Annotated in this window: 29 protein-coding genes; 19 read left to right on the top strand and 10 right to left on the bottom strand. The window is 40.3% G+C overall.

Going from position 1 to position 26,462, the window contains the following annotated elements:
• Nucleotides 1-10: 10 nt before the first annotated feature.
• From AC2IOM_RS11480 to AC2IOM_RS11465, 4 genes are read right to left on the bottom strand one after another with little or no spacing between them, the layout of a single operon-like run.
• Entirely contained in the window at nucleotides 11-778 is a 768-nt protein-coding gene (locus tag AC2IOM_RS11480; RefSeq protein ID WP_486358434.1) for an enoyl-CoA hydratase/isomerase family protein, read from the bottom strand.
• A gap of 9 nt (nucleotides 779-787) precedes the next feature.
• Nucleotides 788-2,395 carry a carboxyl transferase domain-containing protein gene (locus AC2IOM_RS11475; RefSeq protein ID WP_486358433.1) on the bottom strand — a complete coding sequence of 536 codons (1,608 nt, stop codon included), beginning with the start codon at nucleotides 2,393-2,395 and terminating at the stop codon, nucleotides 788-790.
• An 8-nt stretch (nucleotides 2,396-2,403) separates the two neighbouring features.
• On the bottom strand, nucleotides 2,404-3,579 hold the full coding sequence (locus AC2IOM_RS11470; protein WP_100913354.1) for an isovaleryl-CoA dehydrogenase: 1,176 nt from the start codon (nucleotides 3,577-3,579) through the stop codon (nucleotides 2,404-2,406).
• A gap of 48 nt (nucleotides 3,580-3,627) precedes the next feature.
• Complete coding sequence (locus AC2IOM_RS11465; RefSeq protein ID WP_010560114.1) at nucleotides 3,628-4,026, bottom strand: MerR family transcriptional regulator; 399 nt, start codon at nucleotides 4,024-4,026, stop codon at nucleotides 3,628-3,630.
• A gap of 288 nt (nucleotides 4,027-4,314) precedes the next feature.
• On the opposite strand from AC2IOM_RS11465, the gene AC2IOM_RS11460 reads away from it, so the two are divergent.
• The 9 genes from AC2IOM_RS11460 to rmf all read left to right on the top strand — a co-directional run bounded on the left by AC2IOM_RS11460 (nucleotide 4,315) and on the right by rmf (nucleotide 14,318).
• The gene (locus AC2IOM_RS11460) at nucleotides 4,315-5,511 is read left to right on the top strand and encodes an acetyl-CoA C-acyltransferase (RefSeq protein ID WP_486358432.1); all 1,197 of its coding nucleotides are present in this window, start codon (nucleotides 4,315-4,317) and stop codon (nucleotides 5,509-5,511) included.
• Between the two features lie 50 nt (nucleotides 5,512-5,561).
• Entirely contained in the window at nucleotides 5,562-7,052 is a 1,491-nt protein-coding gene (locus AC2IOM_RS11455) for a CoA-acylating methylmalonate-semialdehyde dehydrogenase (RefSeq protein WP_486358431.1), read from the top strand.
• Between the two features lie 35 nt (nucleotides 7,053-7,087).
• Nucleotides 7,088-8,245: an acyl-CoA dehydrogenase family protein gene (locus AC2IOM_RS11450; protein WP_010560111.1), complete on the top strand. Its 1,158-nt coding sequence runs from the start codon at nucleotides 7,088-7,090 to the stop codon at nucleotides 8,243-8,245.
• Between the two features lie 10 nt (nucleotides 8,246-8,255).
• Nucleotides 8,256-9,032, top strand: a complete 777-nt coding sequence (locus AC2IOM_RS11445; protein WP_038641585.1) for an enoyl-CoA hydratase — start codon at nucleotides 8,256-8,258, stop codon at nucleotides 9,030-9,032.
• A complete protein-coding gene (locus AC2IOM_RS11440; protein WP_486358430.1) occupies nucleotides 9,032-10,135 on the top strand; it encodes an enoyl-CoA hydratase/isomerase family protein in 1,104 nt (367 codons plus the stop codon). Before AC2IOM_RS11445 ends, AC2IOM_RS11440 begins: the two co-directional genes overlap by 1 nt.
• 2 nt (nucleotides 10,136-10,137) lie before the next feature.
• Complete coding sequence (mmsB, locus tag AC2IOM_RS11435; RefSeq protein ID WP_486359561.1) at nucleotides 10,138-11,034, top strand: 3-hydroxyisobutyrate dehydrogenase; 897 nt, start codon at nucleotides 10,138-10,140, stop codon at nucleotides 11,032-11,034.
• Nucleotide 11,035: 1 nt separating this feature from the next.
• Nucleotides 11,036-11,797, top strand: coding sequence for an SDR family oxidoreductase (locus AC2IOM_RS11430; protein ID WP_010560107.1), 762 nt, complete (start codon nucleotides 11,036-11,038; stop codon nucleotides 11,795-11,797).
• A gap of 88 nt (nucleotides 11,798-11,885) precedes the next feature.
• Entirely contained in the window at nucleotides 11,886-13,727 is a 1,842-nt protein-coding gene (locus AC2IOM_RS11425; protein WP_486358429.1) for a protein kinase domain-containing protein, read from the top strand.
• A 420-nt stretch (nucleotides 13,728-14,147) separates the two neighbouring features.
• The gene (gene rmf, locus AC2IOM_RS11420) at nucleotides 14,148-14,318 is read left to right on the top strand and encodes a ribosome modulation factor (protein WP_010560105.1); all 171 of its coding nucleotides are present in this window, start codon (nucleotides 14,148-14,150) and stop codon (nucleotides 14,316-14,318) included.
• 55 nt (nucleotides 14,319-14,373) lie between these two features.
• On the opposite strand, the gene fabA is transcribed toward rmf, so the two are convergent.
• Entirely contained in the window at nucleotides 14,374-14,889 is a 516-nt protein-coding gene (fabA, locus tag AC2IOM_RS11415) for a 3-hydroxyacyl-[acyl-carrier-protein] dehydratase FabA (RefSeq protein ID WP_010560104.1), read from the bottom strand.
• A gap of 146 nt (nucleotides 14,890-15,035) precedes the next feature.
• Between fabA and AC2IOM_RS11410 the strand changes: the two genes are divergently transcribed.
• From AC2IOM_RS11410 to AC2IOM_RS11395, 4 genes are all read left to right on the top strand, one after another.
• Complete coding sequence (locus tag AC2IOM_RS11410) at nucleotides 15,036-15,890, top strand: 6-carboxytetrahydropterin synthase (RefSeq protein WP_486358428.1); 855 nt, start codon at nucleotides 15,036-15,038, stop codon at nucleotides 15,888-15,890.
• Nucleotides 15,883-16,698, top strand: a complete 816-nt coding sequence (locus tag AC2IOM_RS11405) for a M23 family metallopeptidase (RefSeq protein WP_486358427.1) — start codon at nucleotides 15,883-15,885, stop codon at nucleotides 16,696-16,698. Before AC2IOM_RS11410 ends, AC2IOM_RS11405 begins: the two co-directional genes overlap by 8 nt.
• A 2-nt stretch (nucleotides 16,699-16,700) precedes the next feature.
• The gene (locus tag AC2IOM_RS11400) at nucleotides 16,701-17,123 is read left to right on the top strand and encodes an acyl-CoA thioesterase (RefSeq protein WP_237128758.1); all 423 of its coding nucleotides are present in this window, start codon (nucleotides 16,701-16,703) and stop codon (nucleotides 17,121-17,123) included.
• A gap of 86 nt (nucleotides 17,124-17,209) precedes the next feature.
• Nucleotides 17,210-17,641 (top strand): Mpo1 family 2-hydroxy fatty acid dioxygenase, encoded by a 432-nt coding sequence (locus tag AC2IOM_RS11395; protein WP_100913365.1) that lies wholly within the window; start codon nucleotides 17,210-17,212, stop codon nucleotides 17,639-17,641.
• A 21-nt stretch (nucleotides 17,642-17,662) separates the two neighbouring features.
• Here AC2IOM_RS11395 and AC2IOM_RS11390 read toward each other — a convergent pair whose 3' ends face one another.
• The 5 genes from AC2IOM_RS11390 to AC2IOM_RS11370 all read right to left on the bottom strand — a co-directional run bounded on the left by AC2IOM_RS11390 (nucleotide 17,663) and on the right by AC2IOM_RS11370 (nucleotide 23,265).
• Nucleotides 17,663-18,982: a Na+/H+ antiporter family protein gene (locus tag AC2IOM_RS11390; RefSeq protein WP_100913367.1), complete on the bottom strand. Its 1,320-nt coding sequence runs from the start codon at nucleotides 18,980-18,982 to the stop codon at nucleotides 17,663-17,665.
• Complete coding sequence (locus AC2IOM_RS11385; RefSeq protein ID WP_486358426.1) at nucleotides 18,979-20,925, bottom strand: transglutaminase TgpA family protein; 1,947 nt, start codon at nucleotides 20,923-20,925, stop codon at nucleotides 18,979-18,981. Before AC2IOM_RS11385 ends, AC2IOM_RS11390 begins: the two co-directional genes overlap by 4 nt.
• Entirely contained in the window at nucleotides 20,918-21,892 is a 975-nt protein-coding gene (locus tag AC2IOM_RS11380) for a DUF58 domain-containing protein (protein WP_486358425.1), read from the bottom strand. The genes AC2IOM_RS11385 and AC2IOM_RS11380 overlap by 8 nt, the downstream gene beginning before the upstream one ends.
• Nucleotides 21,893-21,895: 3 nt before the next feature.
• Nucleotides 21,896-22,801, bottom strand: a complete 906-nt coding sequence (locus tag AC2IOM_RS11375) for an AAA family ATPase (protein WP_486358424.1) — start codon at nucleotides 22,799-22,801, stop codon at nucleotides 21,896-21,898.
• A 122-nt stretch (nucleotides 22,802-22,923) separates the two neighbouring features.
• On the bottom strand, nucleotides 22,924-23,265 hold the full coding sequence (locus AC2IOM_RS11370) for a hypothetical protein (protein WP_237128763.1): 342 nt from the start codon (nucleotides 23,263-23,265) through the stop codon (nucleotides 22,924-22,926).
• Nucleotides 23,266-23,424: 159 nt separating this feature from the next.
• Between AC2IOM_RS11370 and AC2IOM_RS11365 the strand changes: the two genes are divergently transcribed.
• From AC2IOM_RS11365 to AC2IOM_RS11340, 6 genes are read left to right on the top strand one after another with little or no spacing between them, the layout of a single operon-like run.
• On the top strand, nucleotides 23,425-24,027 hold the full coding sequence (locus AC2IOM_RS11365) for a 3'-5' exonuclease (RefSeq protein ID WP_486358423.1): 603 nt from the start codon (nucleotides 23,425-23,427) through the stop codon (nucleotides 24,025-24,027).
• A 3-nt stretch (nucleotides 24,028-24,030) separates the two neighbouring features.
• Nucleotides 24,031-24,231 (top strand): hypothetical protein, encoded by a 201-nt coding sequence (locus AC2IOM_RS11360; RefSeq protein ID WP_100915185.1) that lies wholly within the window; start codon nucleotides 24,031-24,033, stop codon nucleotides 24,229-24,231.
• On the top strand, nucleotides 24,231-25,610 hold the full coding sequence (locus tag AC2IOM_RS11355) for a replication initiation factor domain-containing protein (RefSeq protein WP_486358422.1): 1,380 nt from the start codon (nucleotides 24,231-24,233) through the stop codon (nucleotides 25,608-25,610). Before AC2IOM_RS11360 ends, AC2IOM_RS11355 begins: the two co-directional genes overlap by 1 nt.
• Nucleotides 25,601-25,918: a hypothetical protein gene (locus AC2IOM_RS11350; protein WP_105171391.1), complete on the top strand. Its 318-nt coding sequence runs from the start codon at nucleotides 25,601-25,603 to the stop codon at nucleotides 25,916-25,918. The genes AC2IOM_RS11355 and AC2IOM_RS11350 overlap by 10 nt, the downstream gene beginning before the upstream one ends.
• A 2-nt stretch (nucleotides 25,919-25,920) precedes the next feature.
• Complete coding sequence (locus AC2IOM_RS11345; RefSeq protein WP_486358421.1) at nucleotides 25,921-26,160, top strand: hypothetical protein; 240 nt, start codon at nucleotides 25,921-25,923, stop codon at nucleotides 26,158-26,160.
• Between the two features lie 35 nt (nucleotides 26,161-26,195).
• The gene (locus tag AC2IOM_RS11340) at nucleotides 26,196-26,432 is read left to right on the top strand and encodes a hypothetical protein (RefSeq protein WP_486358420.1); all 237 of its coding nucleotides are present in this window, start codon (nucleotides 26,196-26,198) and stop codon (nucleotides 26,430-26,432) included.
• Nucleotides 26,433-26,462: the final 30 nt, after the last annotated feature.

The following is a 26,462-nucleotide window of genomic DNA, read 5'->3' as shown; positions in this document are numbered from 1 at the left end:
GTGATGTTCTCTATTGCCAGCTTGGTTTACGTTTATCAAAAAAGGCTTGTAGACCTTCTTGTCCTTCATCCGATACACGAATTTGGGCAATACGCTCTGCGGTCAGTTGTCGTAAATCGTTATTTATCGGTTTGTTTGCTACATCACAAATCAACTGTTTTGCTTGCTTTGTAGCCTCTGGGCCATTTTGTAAAATTGTATGAAGTAGGGTGTCGAGTGTGTCTTCAGGTGAATCTGATACTTCATGAACTAAACCAAGGGCAAGTGCTTTATCGGCAAAGAATACTTCAGCCGTTTGGAAATAACGGCGCGCTTGTCGCTCACCAATTGCATTAATTACATACGGGCTAATTACCGCCGGGATAAGGCCAAGTTTTACTTCGCTTAGGCAAAATTTCGCTTTTTCATCAGCCACAGCAATATCACAACAGGCGATTAAACCTAGGGCACCACCAAAAGCCGCGCCTTGCACTAAACATAGGGTAGGCACTTTGGTTTCAAACAGTACTTGCATTAAACGGGCAAGTTCCATTGAATCCGCGACGTTATCTTCAAACGTATTGGACACCATGGATTTCATCCAGTTTAAATCAGCACCCGCGCTAAAATGCTTGCCTTCGCCTTTTAAAACTAACGCGCGAATATCTAAAGTGTTGGCATATTCAATTTGTTGAATTAGCTGTGCGATGGTGTGTGCGTCAAATGCGTTATGTACTTCGCTGCGTTCAATTGTAAGGGTCGCAACTTTTTGTTTTGTTATTGTTAAGGTTACAGACATCACTTACTCCTACATTCTAAATACGCCGAACTTCGATTCTTGCTCTGGCGCATTTTTAGCTGCACTTAAAGCAAGTCCGAGTACGTTTCGTGTTTCAGCAGGGTCGATGATGCCGTCATCCCATAATCGTGCACTGGCATAATACGGATGACCTTGTTCTTCATACTGCGCAATAATAGGCTTTTTGAATGCCGCAACTTCATCGTCGCTCATTGCAAGGCCTTTGCGCTTTAAACCGTCTTGTTTTACTTGGGTTAATACCCCAGCAGCTTGTTCACCACCCATTACTGAAATACGGGCATTAGGCCACATCCACATCATGGTTGGCTCAAATGCGCGGCCACACATACCGTAGTTACCAGCGCCATACGAACCACCAATTAAAATGGTAAATTTTGGCACATCAGCGCAGCTCACAGCTGTTACCATTTTCGCGCCGTGTTTTGCGATGCCTTCAGCTTCGTATTTTTTACCCACCATAAAGCCGGTAATATTTTGTAAAAACACCAATGGAATATTGCGCTGGGCACAAAGTTGAATAAAGTGCGCGCCTTTTTGCGCTGATTCTGAGAAAAGAATTCCGTTGTTGGCAACAATACCTACAGGCATACCAAAGATCTCAGCAAAGCCGGTGACTAAGGTTTCGCCAAAGTACTGTTTAAACTCATCAAACGATGAATCATCGACAACACGGGCAATCACTTCACGAACATCAAATGGCTTTTTAAGGTCGGTACCAACAATGCCGTAAATTTCTTTCGCATCATAACGAGGTGCTTTGAAATTTGTTAAAATTGGTGCGGTAGGGCGTGTATGATTTAAACGCGATACACATTGGCGCGCAATTGACAGGGCATGCTCATCATTTTCAGCGTAGTGATCGGCAACACCGGATGTTTTACAGTGTACATCTGCGCCGCCAAGCTCTTCGGCTGATACTTCTTCACCTGTTGCTGCTTTTACAAGCGGTGGTCCTGCTAAAAAGATGGTGCCTTGTTCTTTTACGATAATACTTTCATCTGCCATTGCTGGCACATAAGCGCCACCTGCGGTACATAAGCCCATTACAACAGCAATTTGCGGAATACCTTTTGCTGACATACGGCTTTGGTTATAGAAAATACGGCCGAAGTGTAATTTATCTGGGAATACCTCATCTTGCTCAGGCAGGTTAGCACCACCTGAATCAACAAGATAAATACACGGTAAATGACAACGCTCTGCAATTTCTTGTGCTCGCAGGTGTTTTTTAACCGTAATAGGGAAGTAGGTGCCGCCTTTAACCGTCGCGTCGTTTGCGATAATCATACATTCAACGCCTTTAACGCGGCCAATGCCTGCTACCACACCGGCACATGGGATTTGCTCTGGATACACACCAAAAGCTGCAAATTGCGATACTTCTAAAAACGGTGAACCTTCATCTAATAAACAATTAATGCGGTCACGAACAAATAACTTACCACGACTGCGATGACGTTCAACTAAGCGCTCGCCACCGCCTTGAGTTATTTCTTGCGTTTTAGCTTTTAAGTCATCAACAAGTGCCTGCATTGATTCAGCTTTTTCTAAAAAGTCTGAATCAAGCGGGTTAATATTTGAAGTTAATATGGTCATGGCACATCCTATTTACTTTCGTTAAATAGTTCACGACCAATCAACATACGGCGAATTTCAGATGTACCCGCACCAATTTCATACAGTTTTGCGTCACGCAGTAATCGGCCTGTGGCATATTCATTGATGTAACCGTTACCACCTAGAATTTGAATTGCATCAAGTGCCATTTTGGTAGCAAGCTCTGCAGCATATAAAATTGCGCCAGCGGCATCTTTACGGGTTGTTTCACCACGGTCGCACGCTTTTGCAACGGTATAAACATAAGAACGCGCGGCATTCATTTGCGTATACATATCAGCAATCTTGCCTTGAATTAACTGGAAGTTACCAATTTCAGTATTAAACTGTTTACGTTCGTGAATATAAGGCACAACAATGTCCATACATGCTTGCATAATGCCAAGTGGACCACCTGCAAGCACAACACGCTCATAGTCAAGACCACTCATCAGTACTTTAACACCTTGGTTTAATTCGCCAAGAATGTTTTCTTCTGGTACTTCACAATCTTCAAATACAAGCTCACAAGTGTTTGAACCGCGCATACCTAATTTATCGAGTTTTTGTGCTTGGCTAAAACCAGGATACGATTTTTCAACAATGAAAGCAGTAATGCCTTTAGGGCCCGCTTCTAAATCTGTTTTTGCGTAAATAACAAAAGTATCTGCATCAGGACCATTGGTGATCCACATTTTATTACCGTTAAGAATGTATTTATCGCCACGCTTTTCGGCTTTTAAACGCATTGAAACAACGTCTGAACCAGAATTTGGCTCACTCATCGCAAGTGCACCAATATGCTCACCTGAAATAAGTTTTGGTAAATATTTTTCTTTTTGCGCTTGGTTACCGTTACGGGCAATTTGGTTTACACATAAATTTGAATGTGCGCCGTAGCTTAAACCAATTGACGCACTGGCACGGCTGATTTCTTCCATTGCAATTACGTGTTCAAGGTAACCTAGGTTTGAGCCGCCAAACTCTTCATCTACGGTTAAGCCCAATAAACCCATTTCACCAAACTTTGGCCAAAGTTCGTTTGGAAACATATTGTCGATATCAGTCTTTTCTGCGAGTGGGGCAATTTCGTTGGTTGCAAAACTATTTACGTGGTCACGGATCATGTCGGCTGTTTCACCAAGACCAAAATTTAATTCTTTATAAAGAGAAACGGTGCTCATTGTGTGTATCCTATTGATGTGTTGTTGCCATAAGGTGTGATTATTATTTTAAGCGTCGTCTAGGTTTTTAAGTGTGTCACGACAGCGTCGTTCAGCGGTAACCAGTTCCATTAAAACAACTTTAATGTCATCCATTTGCTGTTCTAGATGTGCTTTTTTATCAGAGATTAGCTCAAGCATAATTTTAAGTTGAGTTGCACTTGATTTGTCGGCATCATACAGCTCGAACAAACGGCCTGTTTCAGCTAGCGTAAATCCTAGGCGTTTACCTCGTAAGATCAGTTTTAAACGCACTTTATCGCGTTTACTATAGATACGTGTTTGCCCTTGACGGCGGGGCGTAACCAAACCTTGGTCTTCATAAAAACGAATGCTTCTAGTTGTTATGTCAAATTCTTTTGCAAGTTCGCTAATACTAAAGGTCTGTTCTGTATTTTCTGTACTCATCTAAACTACACCTCATTAATTTGGTAATTAACTATAAGTGAAGTTTACGTAAAGGTAAAGCTGCATGCTTGGGAGAGGGTATTTATCTACCCCAATTAGTCGTAGGTATATGCAGTAAATGTTGGGTCGCCAACGATCTTTACCAAGCTTACAGCCTTAATTTCATTACATAGTTGCCATTCATTGTCATTATTTCTTAACACTATAAAAGGTATGACATCTAGATTTACGTTTGCGTAAACGTAATTTTTATGTATGCTGAAAACATATAAATTTTGGAGATAACAAATGTCTGTTGAAAATTCTCAAATCGATCCGGTAGTAATAGTGAGTGCAAAACGCACTGCAATGGGCGGTTTTATGGGTGCTTTATCATCGGTAAATGCAACTGATTTAGGTGCTACAGCAATTAAAAGTAGTATTGAAAGCTGTGATTTAAACGCTGATATCATCGACGAAGTCATTATGGGCTGCGTATTACCTGCAGGTCTTGGCCAAGCTCCTGCACGTCAAGCAATGATAAAAGCAGGGCTTAATTTAGCAACAGGCGCTACAACCATCAATAAAGTATGTGGCTCTGGCTTAAAAGCAGCGATGTTAGCTCATGACTTAATTAAAGCAGACAGCATTAATGTTGCCGTTGCTGGCGGTATGGAAAGTATGAGTAATGCACCTTACTTCTTACCAAAAGCACGTGGCGGTTTCCGTATGGGCCATGGTGAAATTAAAGATCATATGATGGCCGATGGTTTAGAAGATGCATACGACAACAAAGCAATGGGTTGTTTTGCACAAGAAACAGCTGATAAGTATGGCTTAACCCGTGATGATATGGATGCGTTTGCCATTTCATCTCTTTCAAAAGCTAACGCTGCAATTGAAAGTGGTGCATTTGAAGCGGAAATTGCGCCACATACTTATTCAAGCCGTAAAGGTGATGTGACAGTAGCAATTGATGAGCAGCCAGGTAATGCGCGCCCTGAAAAAATACCAAGCCTACGTGCTGCATTTGCAAAAGATGGCACCATTACAGCAGCAAACTCATCGTCAATTTCTGACGGCGCTGCGTCACTTGTTTTAATGAAAGCGTCAAAAGCAGCAGAACTTGGTTTAACACCACTTTGTGAAATTAAAGCCCATGCGACTAATTCACATATTCCAGCTGAATTTACGACAGCGCCAATTGGTGCGATGGAAAAAGTGTTAGAAAAAGCGGGCTGGTCAAAAGAAGATGTTGATCTTTGGGAAATTAATGAAGCATTTGCCATGGTAACTATGCTTGCTATTAACGAAATGCAACTTGATAACAATAAAGTAAACGTGAATGGCGGTGCATGTGCACTTGGTCACCCAATCGGTGCCAGTGGCGCGCGTATTTTAGTAACGCTTATTCATGCACTTAAAAACCGCGGCCTAAATAAAGGCGTGGCGTCACTGTGTATTGGTGGTGGTGAAGCGGTTGCAATGGCAATCGAAGTAAAATAACTAAAAATGAAGGCGCGTTTATGCGCCTTTTTTATTTGGGGAGAAGAATAATGGTAAAGGTTCCTTTATATATTAATGGCGAAATGCGCCAATCGGGATCAAATGAATGGTTAGATGTTGTAAACCCAGCTAACCAAGAAGTACTGGCACAAGTGCCTCTAGCAACAGACAGCGAAATTGATGAAGCAATTGCCTCTGCTAAAGAAACGTTTAAAACGTGGAAAGATGTACCTGTAACAGAACGTGCACGCATTATGATGCGTTACGCAGCTCTTTTAAAAGAACACCATGACGAATTAGCAACCATTATTTGCCACGAATTAGGAAAAACGTTTGAAGATGCAAAAGGTGATGTGTGGCGTGGTATTGAAGTGGTTGAACAAGCAGCTAACGCGCCTGCATTAATGATGGGTGAAACTGTTGAAAACGTAGCGCGTAATATCGATACTTATTCGTATATGCAGCCACTGGGTGTGTGTGCTGGTATTACACCATTTAACTTTCCTGCGATGATCCCACTTTGGATGTTCCCAATGGCGATTGTTTGCGGTAATACCTTTATTTTAAAACCGTCTGAGCAAGATCCACTTACACCAATGCGTTTAGTTGAACTGTTTGAAGAAGCTGGCGCACCTAAAGGTGTATTACAGGTTATTCATGGTACAAAACACCAAGTAGACCGTATTTTAGATGAGCCAAGTGTACGTGCAATTTCGTTTGTTGGTTCATGTGGTGTTGGTGAGTATATCTATTCACGTGGTACTGCGAATCTTAAGCGTGTTCAAGCCTGTGTTGGTGCTAAAAACCACATGGTAATTATGCCTGATGCGAAAAAAGAGCGTGCCATTTCAAACCTTGTTGGTGCATCGGTTGGTGCGGCTGGTCAGCGCTGTATGGGTATTTCAGTTGCTGTATTTGTTGGTCAATCAAAAGAATGGATCAACGAATTAAAAGAAGAATATACCAAAGTACGTCCTGGCGTTTGGAATGACCCTAAAGCTGCCTATGGCCCGCAAACATCGCCACAAGCAAAAGCGCGTATTTTATCAATTATCGAAAGTGGTAAAGCGCAAGGTGCAACGTGTTTAATTGATGGCTCTGACTTTGTTGTTGAAGGTTATGACAAAGGTAACTGGGTAGGCCCAACATTATTTACAGATGTAACGCGCGAAATGGACTTATATAAAGAAGAAATTTTCGGTCCTGTGCTTGCGTGTATTTGCGTTGATACGCTTGAAGAAGCAATCCAAATCATCAACGAAAGCCCATACGGTAATGGTACGTCTTTATTTACTGCATGCGGCGCTGCAGCACGTAAATTCCAGCATGAAATTGAAGTAGGCCAAGTAGGTATTAATGTGCCAATTCCGGTTCCACTTCCTTTCTTCTCATTTACGGGTTGGAAAGGCTCATTCTATGGCGACCAACACACCTATGGTAAACAAGGTGTTCGTTTTTACACTGAGACTAAAACAATTACTGCACGCTGGTTTGAAGATGATATCGCAACCGGTCCAAATATGAGTATCAACCTACGATAAGGCGTTTGCCTTATCTGCCGTTCAAAGGGGTGACTATGAATTTTAATCTAACTGAAGATCAACAAGCGTTTGCAGAAACCGCCAAACAATTTGCGATGAGCGAATTATTACCAAATGCGGGCAAGTGGGATCAAGAACATATTTTTCCAAAAGACGTAATCCAGAAAGCGGGTGAACTAGGATTCTGTGGTTTATATACGCCAGAAGAAGCTGGCGGTCTTGGTTTATCGCGTCTTGATTCAAGCATTATTTTCGAACAACTGGCGATGGGATGTACTGCAACGACCGCCATGTTAACCATTCATAATATGGCTACTTGGATGATAGCAAGCTTTGGTACTGATGAAGTTAAAGCACAGTATTGTGATGAGCTTGTGATGGGGCAATTGCTTGCATCGTATTGCTTAACAGAGCCAGGTTCAGGTTCAGATGCTGCATCTCTTAAAACTAAAGCGGTTTTAGAAGGTGATGAATACGTTATTTCTGGTTCAAAAATGTTTATTTCAGGCGCTGGTGAAACCGATTTATTAGTAGTAATGGCGCGCACTGGTGAAGATGGCCCGAAAGGTATTTCGGCGTTTGTTGTTGATGCAAACGCGGCGGGTATTGAATACGGCAAAGCAGAAGAAAAAATGGGCTGGAATGCCCAACCTACACGTCTTATTTCGTTTGATGGTGTGCGTATTCCAAAACAAAACTTACTTGGTCAAGAAGGCGAAGGCTTTAAATTTGCCATGATGGGCTTAGATGGCGGCCGCATTAATATTGCGACCTGTTCAATTGGTACTGCGCAACAAGCACTTAACACAGCTAAAGAATATATGCTTGAGCGTAAGCAATTTGGCAAACCATTAGCAGCATTCCAAGCACTGCAATTTAAACTTGCTGATATGAATACAGAGCTTGTAGCTGCCCGCCAAATGGTACGCCTTGCTGCATTTAAATTAGATGAAAAAGATCCTGAACGCACTACGTATTGTGCAATGGCAAAGCGCTATGCAACCGATGTTGGCTTTAAAGTATGTGACGATGCACTGCAACTGCACGGTGGCTACGGTTACATCAAAGAATACCCGTTAGAGCGTCACTTCCGTGATGTGCGTGTACACCAAATTTTAGAAGGCACAAATGAAATTATGCGCCTAATTATTGGACGTCGTATTTTAGCTGAAGGTTCACAAGAGATTCTGTAAGGAGAGCATTATGAGCGCACAAATCAAATTATCGATTGAAGGGCATATTGCAGTTGTTACTATGTCTAATCCACCGGCAAATACGTGGACCAAAGAAACACTGACGCAACTTCGAGATATGGTCGCTGATCTGAATAACAATAAAGATGTGTATTCGCTTGTGATCACAGGGGAAGGTGAAAAATTCTTCTCAGCTGGCGCTGACCTAAACCTATTTGCAAGCGGTGACAAAGGCGTTGCCGCTGAAATGTCGATTATTTTTGGTCAGGCGTTTGAAGCGTTAAGTAATTTCCGTGGTGTGTCTATTGCTGCAATTAATGGTTACGCCATGGGCGGCGGCTTAGAAGTAGCACTTGCATGTGATTTACGCATTGCTGAAGAACAAGCGCAAATGGCATTGCCTGAAGCAAAAGTGGGTTTATTACCTTGTGCTGGCGGTACGCAAAACCTTGCATGGCTGGTAGGTGAAGGCTGGGCGAAACGCATGATTTTATGTGGTGAGCGATTAACTGCCGAGAAAGCCCATAATATTGGACTTGTGGAAGAGGTTGTTGCCAAAGGCGAAGCGTTTGATAAAGCAATGGCGCTTGCAAAACAAGTTGAAGAACAAAGCCCAACTTCGGTTGCTGCGTGTAAATCACTGATCCAACATAGCCGCTCAGGCACTATGAGTTCAGCTTTACCACTTGAACGTGAACTTTTCATCAACCTATTTGATACGCAAGATCAAAAAGAAGGCGTGAATGCCTTTTTAGAAAAGCGTAAAGCAAACTGGGTGAACGGCTAATGGCTGTTGTTACGTTTGAAACAAAAAATACCGATAACGGCTTTGTTATCGGTATCGCAACCTTAAACGTTGAAAAGGCACTTAATGCGCTTAATCTTGAAATGATTGAGCTGCTATATAACCAGCTGCTCAATTGGCAAAGTGATGAACACGTTAGCATGGTGCTATTACAAGGTGCAGGCGATAAAGCGTTTTGCGCCGGTGGTGATGTAGTTAGCTTGTACAATGCAATGCATACCGGCGAGCCAAGCGATTACATCGAGACGTTTTTCACTAAAGAGTATCGTTTAGATTACCTTATCCATAATTATGCAAAACCACTATGTGTGTGGGGTAACGGCATTATTATGGGTGGCGGCCTTGGTTTAATGGCAGGTGCATCGCATCGTGTATTAACCGAGTCATCACGTATCGCTATGCCAGAAATTACCATTGGTTTATACCCAGACGTCGGTGGCAGTTATTTTCTAAATAAAATGCCAACACAAGTAGGCTTATTTTTAGGTTTAACGGGCGCATCGGTGAATGCCCAAGATGCACTTTATATTGGTTTAGGCGATACAGTAATTGAACATCACTTTAAAAGTGAGTTAATAGATTCACTTATAAGCGCAAAGTGGTCAACCAATGCTGATGAAAACCATCAAGCATTAAGTCATTTATTAACAGCGTTTAATGCGAAAAGTGATATTAACCTGCCAGCCAATGTTGAATCGCACAACGCAGTATTTGCTGCAATGGCAGAAGTAGACGCACTTACCGATAAAGTAGATGCCATTTTATCGTTTGAAACAGACGATAAATGGTTAACACGTGCGCAAAAAGGCCTTTCGCATGGTAGCCCACTGAGTGCCCATTTAGTATATCAGCAGCTTAAGCGTGCAAATGGCTTATCACTCAAAGCCTGCTTTCAAATGGAACTTGGTATGAGTGTACGTTGTGGTCAGCTTGGTGAGTTTAAAGAAGGTGTGCGTGCATTATTGATTGATAAAGACAATGCACCTCAATGGCAATTTGACGCCATCAGCAATGTAGATAGCGATGTGATTGAGTCATTCTTTAATGTTGAATGGTCAAACGGGCATCCACTAACGGATTTATAGGAATAATCATGGCAAATATTGGATTTATTGGTTTAGGTAATATGGGCGGCCCAATGGCTGCAAACCTTGTTAAAGCGGGTCATGCAGTTACGGTATTTGATTTAAATGATTCAGCAGTGTCTGAACTGGTTGAAAAAGGTGCTAATAGCGCCACAACAGCCTTAGCATGCGCGGAAGAGAAAGACTTTGTCATTACCATGCTACCTGCTGGCAAGCACGTTAAGTCTATTTATTTAGATGAAAACGGTGTTGGCGCTGCGCTTACAAATAATACACAAGTGATTGATTGCAGCACCATTGATGTAGATACGGCTAAATTTGTTGCAAGCGAGCTTGCCAAACGTGGTGTAAGTTTTGTAGATGCACCTGTTTCTGGTGGCGTAGCGGGCGCTACGAATGGCACATTAACCTTTATTGTTGGTGGCAGTGTTACTGAATTTGAAAATGCTAAAACCGTACTAGCTGATATGGGTAAAAACATTTTTCATGCGGGTGACCATGGTGCAGGTCAAGTAGCTAAAATCTGTAATAACATGCTACTTGCTATTTTAATGGCCGGAACCAGCGAAGCGCTTCAAATGGGTATCGATAACGGTCTTGATCCTAAGATTTTATCAGACATTATGCTGCAAAGTTCTGGCCGTAACTGGACGTTAGAATTATATAACCCTTGCCCGAATGTGCTTGAAAATGTGCCAAGCTCAAATGACTATAAAGGTGGCTTTATGGTTGATTTAATGGCAAAAGATCTTGGCCTTGCGATGGATACTGCAAACAGCAGTCAATCAAATGTACCACTTGGCCGTTTATCGCAAAGCTTATATCAGTTAATGCAAAATCAAGAGATGGGTAATCTCGATTTCTCTTCAATCTTTAAGTTGTTTAATAAGGATTCATAATATGCAAGTAAATGGTAAAAACATTGTTATTACCGGAGGTGCGCAAGGTTTAGGGCTTGCGATGGCAAAACATTTTGCAGATAAAGGCGCAAGCATTGCCCTTATTGATATGCAAGAAGAGATGCTTGCAAATGCGAAATCTGAATTAGGCACCACAACGGGCGTTATTCGCACTTATGTGTGTAATGTTACGCAAGAACAAGAAGTTGAAGACACCTTTAACCAAATTAATAGCGACTTTGGTCAGATTGATGGCTTAGTAAATAACGCAGGCATTTTACGTGACGGTTTATTTTTAAAAGTCAAAGAAGGCAAAGTGGCAAAAAAAATGTCACTAGAGCAGTTCCAATCGGTCATTGACGTTAATCTAACAGGTGTATTTCTATGTGGCCGTGAAGCGGCAAACCATATGGTTAATAACGGGAATAAAGGCGTTATTATTAATATGTCGAGTGTTGCCCGAGCAGGCAATATGGGACAAACCAATTACGCAGCATCAAAAGCGGGCGTTGTAGCAATGACTACTACTTGGGCACGCGAACTAGGCCGTTATGGTATTCGTGTAGCTGCTATTGCACCCGGTGTTATTCGCACTGCCATGACAGATGCAATGAAACCTGAAGCGAAAGAGCGTTTACTTAAAATGAAGCCTGTTGGTCGTTTAGGTGAAGCAGATGAAATCGCGCATACAGCAAACTTTATTTTTGAAAATGACTTTGTTACTGGCCGCGTAATGGAAATTGATGGTGGTATCACTTTCTAACCATTAAAGCGCGTTTAAATCTAAAAACGAGTGGTCTTTCACTCGTTTTTTTCTTTATAATCAATAAAAACACAGTTTATTTCCTTTCATGTCTAAAGCCATTCGTAATTTTTATATCAATGAAGAGCAATCTATTTATTTGCTTTCGCACATTGATGCTAAAAAACATAAGCAATGGCTGAAAATTTGCGAAAAGCAGCTTGAAAAACTTGGCTACCATAACGTTAAAGTAATTGGCTCAGGCGCATTTGGTTTTGTTTTTGTTGGCACAAATACCCAGGGTAAAGAATGCGTATTTAAGTTTTCACGTATTACCCTTGCACAAAGTGTTCGGGATCGCTTAGAAGATGAAGGCTATATGCTTTCTCAAGTAAAAAACCCTATGGTGCCTGAATTTTATGCCTTTGAGCGTATAAAGAAGCAGGGCATTTTAATGATGGCCTATGCCAAAGGCGATAACCTTGAACAAGTAAGCTTACAACATGGCCGCGTGTCAGTGCCTTTTTTGGTAAATCTGGGTCTTGAACTTCGCAATATATTGCTGGCCCTTCGCAATCATAAAACAGGCTTTACCGAACAGCCTATAGTGCATGGTGATATTAAACCTTCAAATATTGTGTGGGATGAAGACACAAACCAGTTTTCGTTAGTTGATTGGGGCTCAAGTGTGTTTGCGCAAGAAGACGGTTTTGGTAATCCCGTTGCAGCCAATATGATGGATTTAATGAGCCATGATGCCAATTATTCTAATGCACGTATGGGTGATGTTTATTTTATTGGTGATGAGCAGATGTCTGGGGCTAAATCCTCGCCACGTTTTGATGAACAGGGTGTTGCGTCCACATTATATGCATTAGCGTCTGCGCAATCATGTCGTTTTGGCAGCCTTGTGTTGCCTGCAAAAAGTTTGGGGTTGCCGATTGAATTTGCCAGTATTATTGATGGTATGCTGAGTAAAGATAAAACCACCCGCGATTTATCTGGCGATTATTTTATTAAAAACATGCCGAAAATTGCCAAAAGCTATCTGCCTGACTTACCACTTCATAAAGACAAAGCACTTATTCCATTTTGGCATCACCCCTTTGATGATAAGCCTGATACCGTAGTGTATAGCTCTCGAAAACAATTTTTACGTCAAGCAGACAGTGAAAAACAGTTAGCTAAGGTTGAAGATGCGCAGTTAGATCGTTACTACAAAGAGTTTTTGGTCGATATGGGTGATACTGAAAAGGCGTTTTTAGCGTCTATTTCACGTTTAGCAAAATACCCAGTGGTAGGCGGCTTAAGTTATCAATGGCGTGAAGATAATTTGTATGTTGAATCTAATTTGGTGCTGCACGATGAATCATATCGCACAGCCTTTACTCAAGCGGTTAACAATACCATTCGTATTGCTCAAGGCATTAAGCAAAAAGGCTTATTTAAGTGTTGTTTATTCGATGCAAGGCAGACTATTCAGCTTGAGCGCGATCAAGAAGGTGCACTTATTTTCGATGAAATGCCAACCTTGCATTATTCGACCTCTGAAATGCCTGATAGCGAAATAGTAAGGCCGCACAGTTACTTTGAAGATGGTAAAGATCCAGACGAGCAACTAACATTACCCAATGAAATTTTAAAAGCAGTATTTGGCTTAAACCAAATTCACCATACAGGTTGCATTATTATTGAATCACTGCCTGAGCGTATCAAAGTGCATTATTACTATCGCTTGTTAGAATCTAGCAAAAAAGGCCTGTTTGAAAATCTGTTAAACCGCATTATGGCAAACATCGTACGTATCAAAGATCATGGTGTAGCGGGCTTTATGAAGTTGCCGTATAAAAACACTCGTGAGTTTTCTCTTTGCGATCAACACCCTAGCTTTTACTACCCGAGAAACCCGAAACTATTCATTGAAAATCAAATAGATAGAGGTAATAAATAAAGTTCAACAATTGTTTTAAAAAAAACACAAATAAAAATATTTATTCGCTTATTGTCACTTCATTAAAAAATAATTTTCCTATTTACACAAAACTGCATTGATTTCCCAAATATGCAATTAAATCTTCATACATTTGTCATGTTTATTCTATCTAACATGTTTTCTGTGTTTGATCTAACCTTATAAATATGGTCTTCTAGACATGTGGCCTTTGAGCCAGTTCACTTACTCATAATGTAAAAAGGAGCAACTTAAATCTATGTAGAGCACTTCCATTTGTTAGCAATGATTGCTGACAAGGAAATGTTAAACACCGTAACTGTAACGTGAAACCGTTACGAATTTTTTAAGTTATTGGTTAAGGGCCTTTGCCCAACTTCAACATCCAATTAGTTTAATAAGAAGGTGAGGACATTACCTATGAAGAGACAAAAAAGAGATCGTTTAGAAAGAGCACATTCTCAAGGTTACAAAGCAGGCCTAGCAGGTCGTTCCAAAGAAATGTGTCCGTATGACAATATTGACCCAAGATCTCAATGGCTCGGTGGATGGCGAGAAGCGATGGAAGATCGCACAATGTTTAAATCATAGTTTTAGGAGACGACGCCCACATAAAGTGGGCGTTTTTGTATCTGCTCGTTTTAAATTAAAACGCGCTAGTATCTTGGAAAAGACCTACTTTTAAGTCTTTTGCTTCGTAGATTACACGGCCATCAACTTCTACCGTACCATCGGCAAGACCCATAAATAATTTACGCTTGATTACACGTTTCATATTTAAACGATACGTTACTTTTTTAGCTGTTGGTAAGATTTGGCCTGTAAATTTAACTTCGCCAACACCTAATGCACGGCCAAGACCTGGACCACCAGACCAACCTAAGAAAAAGCCCACTAACTGCCACATAGCATCAAGGCCTAAACAACCAGGCATTACTGGGTCACCTTTAAAGTGACAGTCGAAAAACCACAGGCTAGGGTCGATATCAAGCTCAGCAATGATTTCGCCTTTACCGTATTCACCGCCTTCATCGGCGATTTTAATGATGCGGTCCATCATTAGCATATTATCTGAAGGAAGACGGCAATTGCCTTCTCCAAACATTTCACCACGACCACATGCTTCTAATTCGGCTTTGCTATAACTGTTTTTCTGTTCCATAACTTCTTTCTTCGTAAATTTTTCCGGCTACTTTAGCTTACACTTGTACGCCAAACAACTCCGAACAGTTGAATTCCAACAATTTGCTACTAATAGCCACGTTATCCCTTTATAATTACAGCATTGTTAAAAAGCGCAGCTTATCTATGATTTTATTTGTAAAAGACCTAACCGTTATTGATTTTTCTTACCTTTGTAAAGACCGTGGTCCATTGGGAGAAAGTTGGATTGTCGACCTTGAAATGCATGGCGATTTAAACGACGAGTCAATGGTGCTTGATTTTTCACTGGTTAAAAAACAAGTGAAGCGCATTATAGACGATGTAATTGACCATAAATTGGCGATTGCAACACAAGGCGATGCGGTTATATCTGAGGCTGGTGAACAAACCAATGTTAGTTTTAGCTTTGGCGATCATCAGCTTGCCATCAGTTCGCCTCATCAAGCGTTTTGTCTGATTGATACAGATAAAATCAATGAAACCAGTGTTAAAGGCTTTTTAGAACAAACAATACTGCCGCAACTACCTAGTAATGTAAGTAAAATCGTACTTAAATTAAGACCAGAACACACCAACGGGTTTTATTATCATTACAGTCATGGTTTGAAAAAACACGATGGTAATTGTCAGCGTATTATTCACGGTCATCGCAGCACCATTGAAATTGAAGAAAATGGCATGCGCAGCCCAAGGCTTAACAAGCTTTGGTGTCAAAAGTGGCAAGATATTTACCTTGTAAGTGCAGAAGATCGTATCAACGCAGACGAACTTAAGTTTGTAGCACCAATTGAAAATGGTGTTCACTCTGCCTACAACGCATCGCAAGGGTATTTTGAGCTAAGCATTAGTGAAGCGGTTACCGATATTTTACCGGTTGATTCAACCGTTGAGTGCATTGCACAACATGTTGTACAAACATTAAAAAATGATAACCCAGAAAATTCTTATCGCGTAGCCGCCTATGAAGGTGTCGGCAAAGGAGCTATTGCATATGCTTAAAAAACTGTTTGCATTAGGTCTTTCTATTATAAGTTCAGCACAAGCGCTAGAGCTAAAAGGGCATTTAACCCAAGGTGGCTTAGTAACAGGTCATATAAAAAACGCTAAGCAGGTTAAGCTAAACGATAAACCGCTTGCGATTACCCCTGGTGGCCATTTTGTTTTTGGTTTTGGCCGCGATGAAACATTAACACACACGCTTTCTTGGCAAACTGCTGATGGCGGCTGGCAAACGCAACCGCTAGTAATAACCAAGCGTGATTACGACATTGATAAAATTACTGGTGTAGAAAAGAAATATGTTTCTCCGCCAAAATCGGTGCTTACGCGCACTAAAAAAGAAGCAAAAGCAGTGAAAGAGGCACGCAGTACCTTTTCTCATCGAGAAGATTTTTTGTCGCCGCTTTATCGCCCTGCGACAGGACGTATTTCTGGCGTGTATGGTAGCCAGCGTTATTTCAATGGTACCCCTAAACGTCCACACTTTGGGTTAGATATTGCTAACAAAACCGGTACACCTGTTTATGCACCCGTTTCAGGTAAAGTTGTATTTGCCAATAACGATTTATACTACTCAGGTGGTACGCTTATTCTTGACCATGGTTATGGCGTAACCACAACCTATATTCACCTTCATAAACTGCACGTTAAAGAAGGTCAGGAAGTCAAATTAGGCGATAAAATCGCTGAAATAGGCGCAACAGGGCGAGTAACTGGCCCGCATTTAGATTGGCGCTTAAACTGGGGTCAAGTTCGCCTAGATCCCGCACTATTAATGCAAGTGCAGCTTGCGAGTAAACAAAAGTAATCATGACAAATCAAGATATTATTGAACAACGTATTAAAGACTCAGTTACCTCTGTAACTAAAACGGTATTTCCAGGCCGTACAAATCATCACAACACCTTATTTGGTGGTGATGCACTTGCGTGGATGGACGAAGTGGCATTTATTGCTGCAACACGTTTTTGTCGTAAACCTTTAGTAACCATCTCTTCTGATCGCGTTGATTTTAAAGAGGCGATTCCTGCAGGCAGTTTTGCCGAGCTTGTAGCTAAAGTGGTACACGTAGGTAATACCAGTTTAAAAGTAGAGGTAGTTATTTACCTTGAAACTATGCACAAAGACGATAAACACCAAGCCATCTCAGGTAGTTTTACATTTGTTGCTGTCGATGCCGAGCATAAGCCAACACCGGTTGTATGTGACAAAATGATAAATGGTTTCGGATAGAATATAGCAAATTAGCTTTTTATACCTCAGTGTATTATTGTTGTTAGTTTAATTATTCTAATAAATCTAATAACACTGAGGTAATTATGAAAACGATTGAACAATGGTTTTCTTTGTATGGCGAAAGCCATCAAAACCCCACTAACATTAAAATCCACAAAGTCGCAGTGCCGCTTATTTACTTCTCTGTTGTAGCGCTAATTAGTGCAATACCAGGGCTAACGGGGCTCGTTATTCTTGGTGCTATCACGCTGGCCGCATTACTCTTTTATTTTATACTGAGCATTAAACTTGGTTTTGTAATGTCGATTTTTACTGGGCTGTGTATTTACGTTGCGAGCAGTATTTCAATTTATGTGATTGAAATTGCCATTGCTGTATTTGTTGTCGCTTGGATATTTCAGTTTGTGGGGCATAAAGTAGAAGGTAAAAAGCCATCATTTTTTGATGACTTGAGCTTTTTACTCATAGGGCCTGCTTGGGTATTTAATCCGATTTTTAGTTTTGATAAAAAGTAAAAGGCCAAATAAGGCCTTTTTTTATAATACCATTGCAGCAATCCAGCCGAATATTAATAACGGAATGTTAAAGTGAATAAAGGTTGGTATAACTGTATCTCTTATATGGTCATGTTGATTATCGGCATTGAGACCAGATGTCGGTCCTAAGGTTGAATCAGAAGCAGGGGAGCCGGCATCTCCTAATGCACCCGCCGTGCCCACTAACGCTGCAGTAGCCATTGGCGAAAAGCCAAGTGTGATGGCAAGTGGTACAATAATCGTCGCCACGATTGGCACAGTGGAAAACGAACTGCCGATGCCCATAGTGATCAACAGGCCAATTATTAAAATAAGTGCTGCGGCAAACGCTTTGCTATCACCAATTGAACTCGAGATACTTTGCACAAGCGTTGATACTTCATTGGTTTGCTGAATAACAGAGGCAAAGCCTTGGGCTGAGATCATAATAAACCCGATCATCGCCATCATTGCTGCACCTTTACTGAAAATATCAGACGACTCTTGCCATTTTACAACACCAAAAATAGTAAAAATAAGTACGCCGATTAAGCCTCCTAGAATCATTGAATTGGTAATGGTTTGCGCATAAAGAGAAGTCACTATCGCAATAAAGCCAACAGCAATCACTTTGCTTTTGTTTTTAGGCAGTTTAATTTCGGATGTTTGGTTTAACGCTTGATAAGTTCGCTCGTTGCGATAAGTAAAAAATACTGCGATTATCAAACCAATTAACATGCCTATCGCTGGAATAATCATCGCAAACGGTACACTGGTAGCGTCAATTTCTAGCGCATTTTTTTCAAGATTAGTGTGCACAATGTCATATAAAAATATTCCACCAAAGCCGTAAGGTAGTACCATATAGGCGGTTGCCAAACCAAAGGTCAATACGCATGCTATTGCGCGGCGATCGAGTTTTAAATGATCAAAAATAATAAGCAGAGGCGGTATCAAAATTGGAATAAACGCAATATGCACTGGAATTAAGTTTTGTGAACTGATTGATACAAGTAAGATTAAGCTCAATACGCTCGCTTTAATAAAGAGTTGTGAGTATTGAGTTTGTTCACCTTTTATCTGGTTAATTAATTTGTCTGCCACGATATCGGTTAAGCCTGATTTGGCAATAGCAACTGCGAACCCGCCAAGCATTGCATAACTTAGAGCGGTTTTTGCACCGCCTTGCAAACCATCATTAAATGCTTGCAGTGTTTGTTCAAGACCAAGACCTGCAGTTAATCCTGTGGTAATTGCGGCGATTGTCATCGCTACGATCACATTAATACGCAGTAAACTTAAAATCAGCATTACACTAACGCCGAGTACGACTGAGTTCATAATTGTCTCTTATATTTTATGTTATTGACATTACGTTTAAGCATCTTAGTTTGTGCCTTTGTAAGCGTTTTTTCACCATAACGGTGACGACTATAAAGGCTTAAGAAGCTCATTAAATCGGTTTTATTATTAGGGAAATGTTCGCATAATCGAGTTAAAAAATGTGCTACAGTTTCGCCATTTTCACGTGCGAGATTTTTGCCTTTCGCAAAATGCTCTAATGCAATTAAGTAAGCCGCGACTGGGTCGTCAATTTGCGTACGTCGTTGCCATAGTTTTATCACTAAAAAGCTTACCAAAAATAATCCAATTAACGACATCACAATCACTGCTATTTTGAGCGCACTGGTTTCCTTTATAAGCTCTTTTAATAACTTATTTTGTGCTTCGTTATCAAAACTCAGCACCCATGCTGTCCATTGATAATCTAATTGTTCGAGATAAAGCCTAAGTTCATTAAAAACAGCAATATCACTTAACGCGGTTAGGCCCACGCCAATATTCTCTTCGAAGTCATCGCGTGTATTATCAAGTTGAGAGAGTGACCCGTATAGGCGATCAGGTTCGACAAATGCAGTCGCATCAAATTTAACCCAACCTTTTGAAGGTAGCCAAACTTCCGTCCAAGCGTGTGCATCGTATTGATAAACTGATAAATATTCAGCGCTACTTGAAGCTTCACCACCTAAGTAACCCGATACTACCCGAGCAGGAATACCCGCTGCTCGAAATATAAAGGCGCTGCTACTTGCGTAATGCCCACAAAAACCTTGTTTTTCCCCAAACATAAACTCATCAATTGAATTATTACCAGTATAAATAGGTGGCTTTAACGTATAGCTAAATTGTTGTTGAGTGTAATAGCGTGATAGCAATTGAATAAACTGCTCGGTTGATGTTGATTGTGCTTTTAATTGAGAGGCTAACGCAACGGATTGTGTATTGATATCTTGTGGTAATGTAAGGTTTAACCGACGTTTACTAGACGTTAAGTCGTTAGCAAAGTCTATTTCGGTTATGTCATACGTAAATTTTTGGTTGTTAGGGTTAACTCGATATAAACCACCGTCAACTGTAGTGAAAATATTACCGGTGCTTGACGAACCTGCATACAAAGTAGGTAGCCAGTTTAATGATGTTTGTTCATGGTAGATCTTAATTTCGCGACCGCCTTTTTTAAGCGCGCTGTTGCGTAATTTTAAATCCGCTGAATCAATGATATTCCATGAACGACCATCAAACTCTTCATGTATCATAGTGCGCCAATAGTAAGGAGCAGCAATATTGTCTGGCACAACAGCGCGAAATGCGAGTTTATCTGACTTAGTGAGATCAGAGATATTAAAAGGGTTTACTGATTCAGATAACCCAACTTGCGCGGTAGATAAACTCGGCATTCGCCAAAAGGCTGGCAGTTTTGGTAAAAACAGGAAAAGTACACAGGTTATTGGCAAACTTAGCAGTAATAGTTTAAAAGCACGTGCGCCGCTTTGCTTTATGATTTTTCGGTTGGTAAGTAAATACAGAGCGGTGATGTTGAGCAAAAATAAAAACAAAACCAAAAGCGTCACTGGCAGCGAGTGATAAAACAAAAACACACAGCTTGAAATGAAAAAGTTAACTAACACAATTGATTTGATTTGACGTGGCTTTTCAGCAATCAATAGTTTCAGACAATTGGCTTGCAATAACATGGCAATAAATAAATTTACAAGCTCACTAATGCCGATTGTTAAGAATAAGGTAAGCGTACATACCAAAGCGAGTATATTACCAACGATAACAGTTGGTGCACTGGCCTTTGTGTACGCAATTGCAAATACCCAAATAATTAAAAGTGCAACGGTAGCAACAAATAGTACCGCAAGTTCATCAAATAATAAGGCGCTAACAATAGCGATGATCAGCGCAGATAAGCTTTTAACGCTTTGGTGATTAAACATTGCTTAATTCTTCCAAACATTTGGTCATATGCGGTGTACCCGAACCTAAATCTACTTTAGCGTGAGGTAACACTAGGCTATATCGTAAATTTTCATTTTCCGCATGGGTTACTAAATAGCTTAGATGTTGCAGTTTTTGCTCTAGGTTGCCGGGTACTGTTTGCAAGCTGAATTCGTATTCACTGGTACTGCCTGAAGAAAAGTCTTTAGTTGCAAGTACTTGGTGTTTAGCATAATGTTTCCACGATATACGATTCACTTTGTCGCCATCAATATAAGGCCTAACTCCTTGATAGTTCTCACTAACCGTTGCTTGGTTAGATTGAGATTGACTGTCTGATTCAATTTCAGCTTGGCTTACTTGGTGAAATGAAAACGACAGTGGAGTGGGGTATACATACGTTTTTTTATCGGGAACGAAGTAACTCCAAGTGGTTACTAGACCAAAAGGATAGCGAGAAAAAAACTTTAACCGTGGCAAACTATGCAGACCGCGATTAGCGATATTAATTTGTAACTCTAATTTTTGCGTAGTCTCCTCAATACTATCAATAAATTGGCTACGAATATGATCACCACTAACTTCTAAACTCGTGGTGCCATCTTTATTGACCAATTGAAAGTAGGCAAAGTATCCGGTGTGCTGATAACCCGCTACTGTGTGAGAAAGTGATACTTTAAGATTATACAGATTGATAAACGCAACGATAAAATTCACTAAAAGAAACGAAAACATTAAGTAACTAAACATAATTACTAAGTTGTTTTGGTAATTAATACCTAACACATAGACCAAAACGTTCGATATCAAATACGCCATGCCAAACTTACTCGGTAAAATATAAATATTTTTATGAGTAAGGGTAATAGACGTTTCGCTGTGCTTACGTTTTTTTAATTGATTGTTAAACCAAACATTTACGTGCGATTTTATTGACTGCACAAGACTAGTTATAGTATCGGACATAACTTAAGGGTTGATTTTAACTTTATTTAATAAGTCGTATGACAAACTATTTGAGGTATTACTGGTTAGTCCAAGACGATGTTCTGCCACCGATGGAAATATAGCTTGTACATCATCTGGGATAACATAATCACGTTGGTGTATAAACGCCCACGCCTTAGCTGCGTTTGCTATCGCGATGGATGCTCGTGGCGATAATGCCATTGGGTAATCAGAGCTATCGCGTGTTTCATTTACTAAATCTAAAATATAATCAGCAACAACTGAAGAAAGTACGACCTCGCTAACGATTTGCTGCATCTCGACTAAAAGCTCTGGTGAAAGTAATGCATTAATTTTCTTTGCCGCGTTATTTATTTCACCAAGAAGAATAGATTTTTCTGAAGCTTTATCTGGATAGCCTAAACCGATACGCATCAAAAATCGGTCTAACTGAGACTCTGGCAATGGAAAGGTGCCAGCTTGATGCATTGGGTTTTGTGTAGCTATCACAAAAAAAGGAGAAGGAAGTGTGTGACTTTTACCATCGATACTTACTTGTTGTTCTTCCATTGCTTCAAGCAAGGCACTTTGTGTTTTAGGGCCTGCGCGGTTTATTTCATCTGCCAACACAACTTGATTAAATAGTGGGCCTGCATGGAAATGAAAAGTTTGCTTGTTTGGATCAAAGATGGTGCTGCCGGTAATATCCGACGGTAACAGATCGCTAGTAAACTGCACGCGTTGATAATTGAGACCAAGAACATTGGATAACGCATGCGCCAAAGAGGTTTTACCCATACCAGGTAAGTCTTCAATTAATAAATGACCCTTAGCGAGCAAACAACATATTGAGAGTTTAATTTGTTGTTGTTTACCCAAGATGACCGAATTTAGTTGTTGTATTATCTGGTCGAGTGTTTTGTTCATTATGCTAATGTTTAAATAAACTAATAATTCACAACAGCATATAACAAAGAAGTGGACGCAACAAATAGGAAAACAGTATCAAATACTTAATTTAACATAATATACATTATGGGATATAAAGGTTAGGCGAAAGTCTCCTGACTTTCTGGTTCTGCTGCAAGCCCTAAACATAGACCCACAATCGCACAAGCAGCACTAATCTTTTTTATAACATCTGTCCATACTGCCGATTCTTCTTTTGATTTCGATTTTTCTAATGCTAATTGCAATAAAGCCTCTTTAACATCCATTTCCATCGCTTCGGCAATGTATATCACTTGATTTGCTGTCAGGTGTCTTTCACCTTTTCTAATTTTAGACAAGTTACCCTGATGTAAACTTTCAACATCAGACAGTACTTGTTTATCCTGAGTGTAGTCTTTAAATTTTTTATACTTATCAATAAGTTCGCTACTAAAAGCCATAAGTGCCTCCTTTATAAATCTATTATAAATACAAAATCTCAAAAATGACATTTTGAAAAATATCACATTTGACATATTGACACATGTCAAAATTGACATTACGCTAAATATCAAATTTGACATATGTCATTTTAAGACGGATTTGATAAGGAAATAATTATGAATTTAGCAGCTACACCTAAAGAATTTGATTTATATCGTTCTGATATTGTTGTACTCGACACTGAAACTACAGGCTTAGATGAATACGCCCGTGTATGTGAAATCTCAATTATTGATGGTTCTGGTAATACGCTACTAGACACCCTTATCAATCCAGAAATCGAAATCCCTCAAGATGCTATCGATATTCATGGCATAACAAATCAAATGGTTGCTGATGCACCAACGATTATTGATGTCGGTCTTCAAATCCAAGAAGCGCTATCAGGCAAAACACTCTGCATCTATAACTCAGGCTATGATGTTCGCCTCCTTAATCAATCATTTAATGTTCATTTAGATTTTCAGAGACACGTTTGGAATACAGCATTTGATATACGCTGCATCATGCAAACCTACGCTGAATTTTACGGTGAATTAAAGCCTAACTTTGGTGAGCTTAAAGAGTTATATCCAACTTATTCATATCGCTGGCAAAAACTAGTAAACGCTTGTGCTCAACAAAATATCGATACAACTAATTTCACTGCTCACCGCGCACTAGGTGATTGCCAGATGACCTTAGCCCTTATGAATGAATTCATGAATATTCAAGGCTAACTAATGAAGTTCTACTGGCAAGAAATCCCAAACCAAGACGAATACGGCCTTATGTTTAGCGGCTTAGACACGTATTTATCTTTTTATTCAAAAGCTGAAATGTTGGCTTGGATAATTGATTACCAACAAGGTGCGGAATTCGAGCTAGTAGAAGTTGACGAAAACAATCGCGAAGATTTGTTAATGTCGGGGGCGTTTGACTAATGAAACTAGCGCCTAAACCACAACACCAAAATGTGACTAAGGTTGATTATTTAACCGTTACTTTTTGTCCTGCTGAAATCCAACGCCTTAAAACAATGGCTAAATGGCACGTTTCAACGGGTGAATATAACCACTATCGCGAAGCGTACAACGCGCTTATTTGTGCTGAGGTATTCGACGAAAACGGCACAGACGACTTTGATATTGTCACCGAAACAAAACGTACAACTGACCGTTTCTTTACCGACGAATCAGAAAAGGCTTACAACGATTTATTTGATAACAATAAACGTTATCCAAACAACATGCCTTATGACGAAAAGATAGCGCTTTGCAAAGTAGTCGTTAAAAAAACACAGAAATACAAAGTATTAGATAGCCTTATCGAGGGTGAACTACAACACTTCTTAACCCTATTAAATACAGTTGTTGCTACCAAAGCCGACTGTATGAACGCAGATGAACAACCGTGGACTATTCGCCAAAACACAGGCGGAATGTTTACTTATGACCATTCAGCAACTCTTTACCGCCACGGGGTAAACAGCGGTATTGTAGCGTGGGGCGCAAATAACGCTGGCTGTATGGTTTCTTTTTCGGGCACTGGCTGCAAAGGCTTAGACCTAACGCTATTACATAAAATGCTTTCAAAAATGCCTCACGCAAAAATTACACGATTAGATATTGCTTACGATAACTACCAAGGCGAAATACCTGTTGATGAATACTTACGCCAATATGAAATGGGTAACTTTGCTTTAACTAATCAAATGCCTAACTGGTCATATATTTGCGGTGGTACTTACGTATCACTATCAAAAGAACAACAAACCGAATTTAAGAAAAAACACGGCTGGCAAAAGAAATATGACCTAGTACCTAATGCTGGTTCAACGCTTTATGTTGGCTCACGTTCTAACGGCAAAATGTTTAGAGCCTATGAAAAAGGCCGTCAAATGGAATGCGAAACCAATCCTAATTGGGTACGTGCTGAGCTAGAACTGCGCGCAACTGACCGCACTATTCCACTTGATGCACTGATTAACACAGATGCGGTATTTGCTGCGGCCTATCCCGCCCTCGCCTTTGTATCTGAAAAACGCTTAGTTATCGAAACAACTAAACGCAAAAAAATGGATTCAAGACTTGTTGATATTCGCATCCAGCTAGAAGCAACAGAGCAACGCTTATTCAAATATCACAAACTCGCTTACGGCAAGTGTGTGAACTACATGAAACAAGCATTACAGCTATCAGATAGCGAAATCGTTAAACAATTAACCAAAGGATTGGCTGTTGATGACATGCCAACCAAGATAAGGCAAACGTTCGTTATGCCACCGAATTTTAACCAACCGGAGAACATCCCATGTCATTAAAAGTTGTTTTATTAGGCGCTACTTTAGGTAGTGGTATCAGCACTAAATCTGGTACACCAAAACCATATTCAATTGCATCTATTGATTACATCGTACCAGCAAGCAGTTATCACGCTGGTGACCATAACATCGATAAATGCGGCTTTGATAAGAAGTCAGTAAACATGCAACACAGCACCGACCTATTCAACAAGGTTCAAAAGCTTAGTGTTCAACATGGTGTGTGCGAAGTTGACCTAACACTATCGCCAGACCCAGAAAATCCAGCACGTAACATCGTAACTGATATCGCGTTAGCTAAGGACTAATTATGCAATGCGTAACGGTACTACAAGACGGCACTTTACAGGCCAGTAACACAGCTTGTGATTTCGTAATCGTTACGCATGAAGAATACCTAAATTTAGGTATGCAAGGATTAGCGAATTTGCTTACTGAGCTATTCGCTTTTGATTTAGCAACATTTTCAATGATTAACGCATCGTGTTTTGTTGCTTTCATTGCTGGCCATAGTATCGGGCGTGTTGCTCGGGCTATGGGCAAATCTTAATTATTTAATACTCAATCTATACAAGGAATTTCATCATGAAATTAAACATTCTAGCTCTTAAACAACGTGCTGCATCTGTATCTAAAAAAGCAGCTTTAGCAACAACTGGCGTTCTTGCTTCTGCGTCTGCATTTGCAACTGATCACACTGCAACTATCAACACAGCTGTTACTGAGGGTACGGCAAACTATACCGCTGTAATTCTCGGTATTTTGGGTATGTGTGCTGTTGGTTTCGGCGTTGGTCTAATTATTAGCAAACTTAAAAACTAATGGTTACTAGTATCGGTCTCGCTTGTTTCT

This window comes from Pseudoalteromonas sp. NS-SX12, assembly GCF_057367955.1.
Note: the sequence above shows the minus strand (reverse complement) of the source record. Positions and strands in the feature narration are given on the sequence as shown.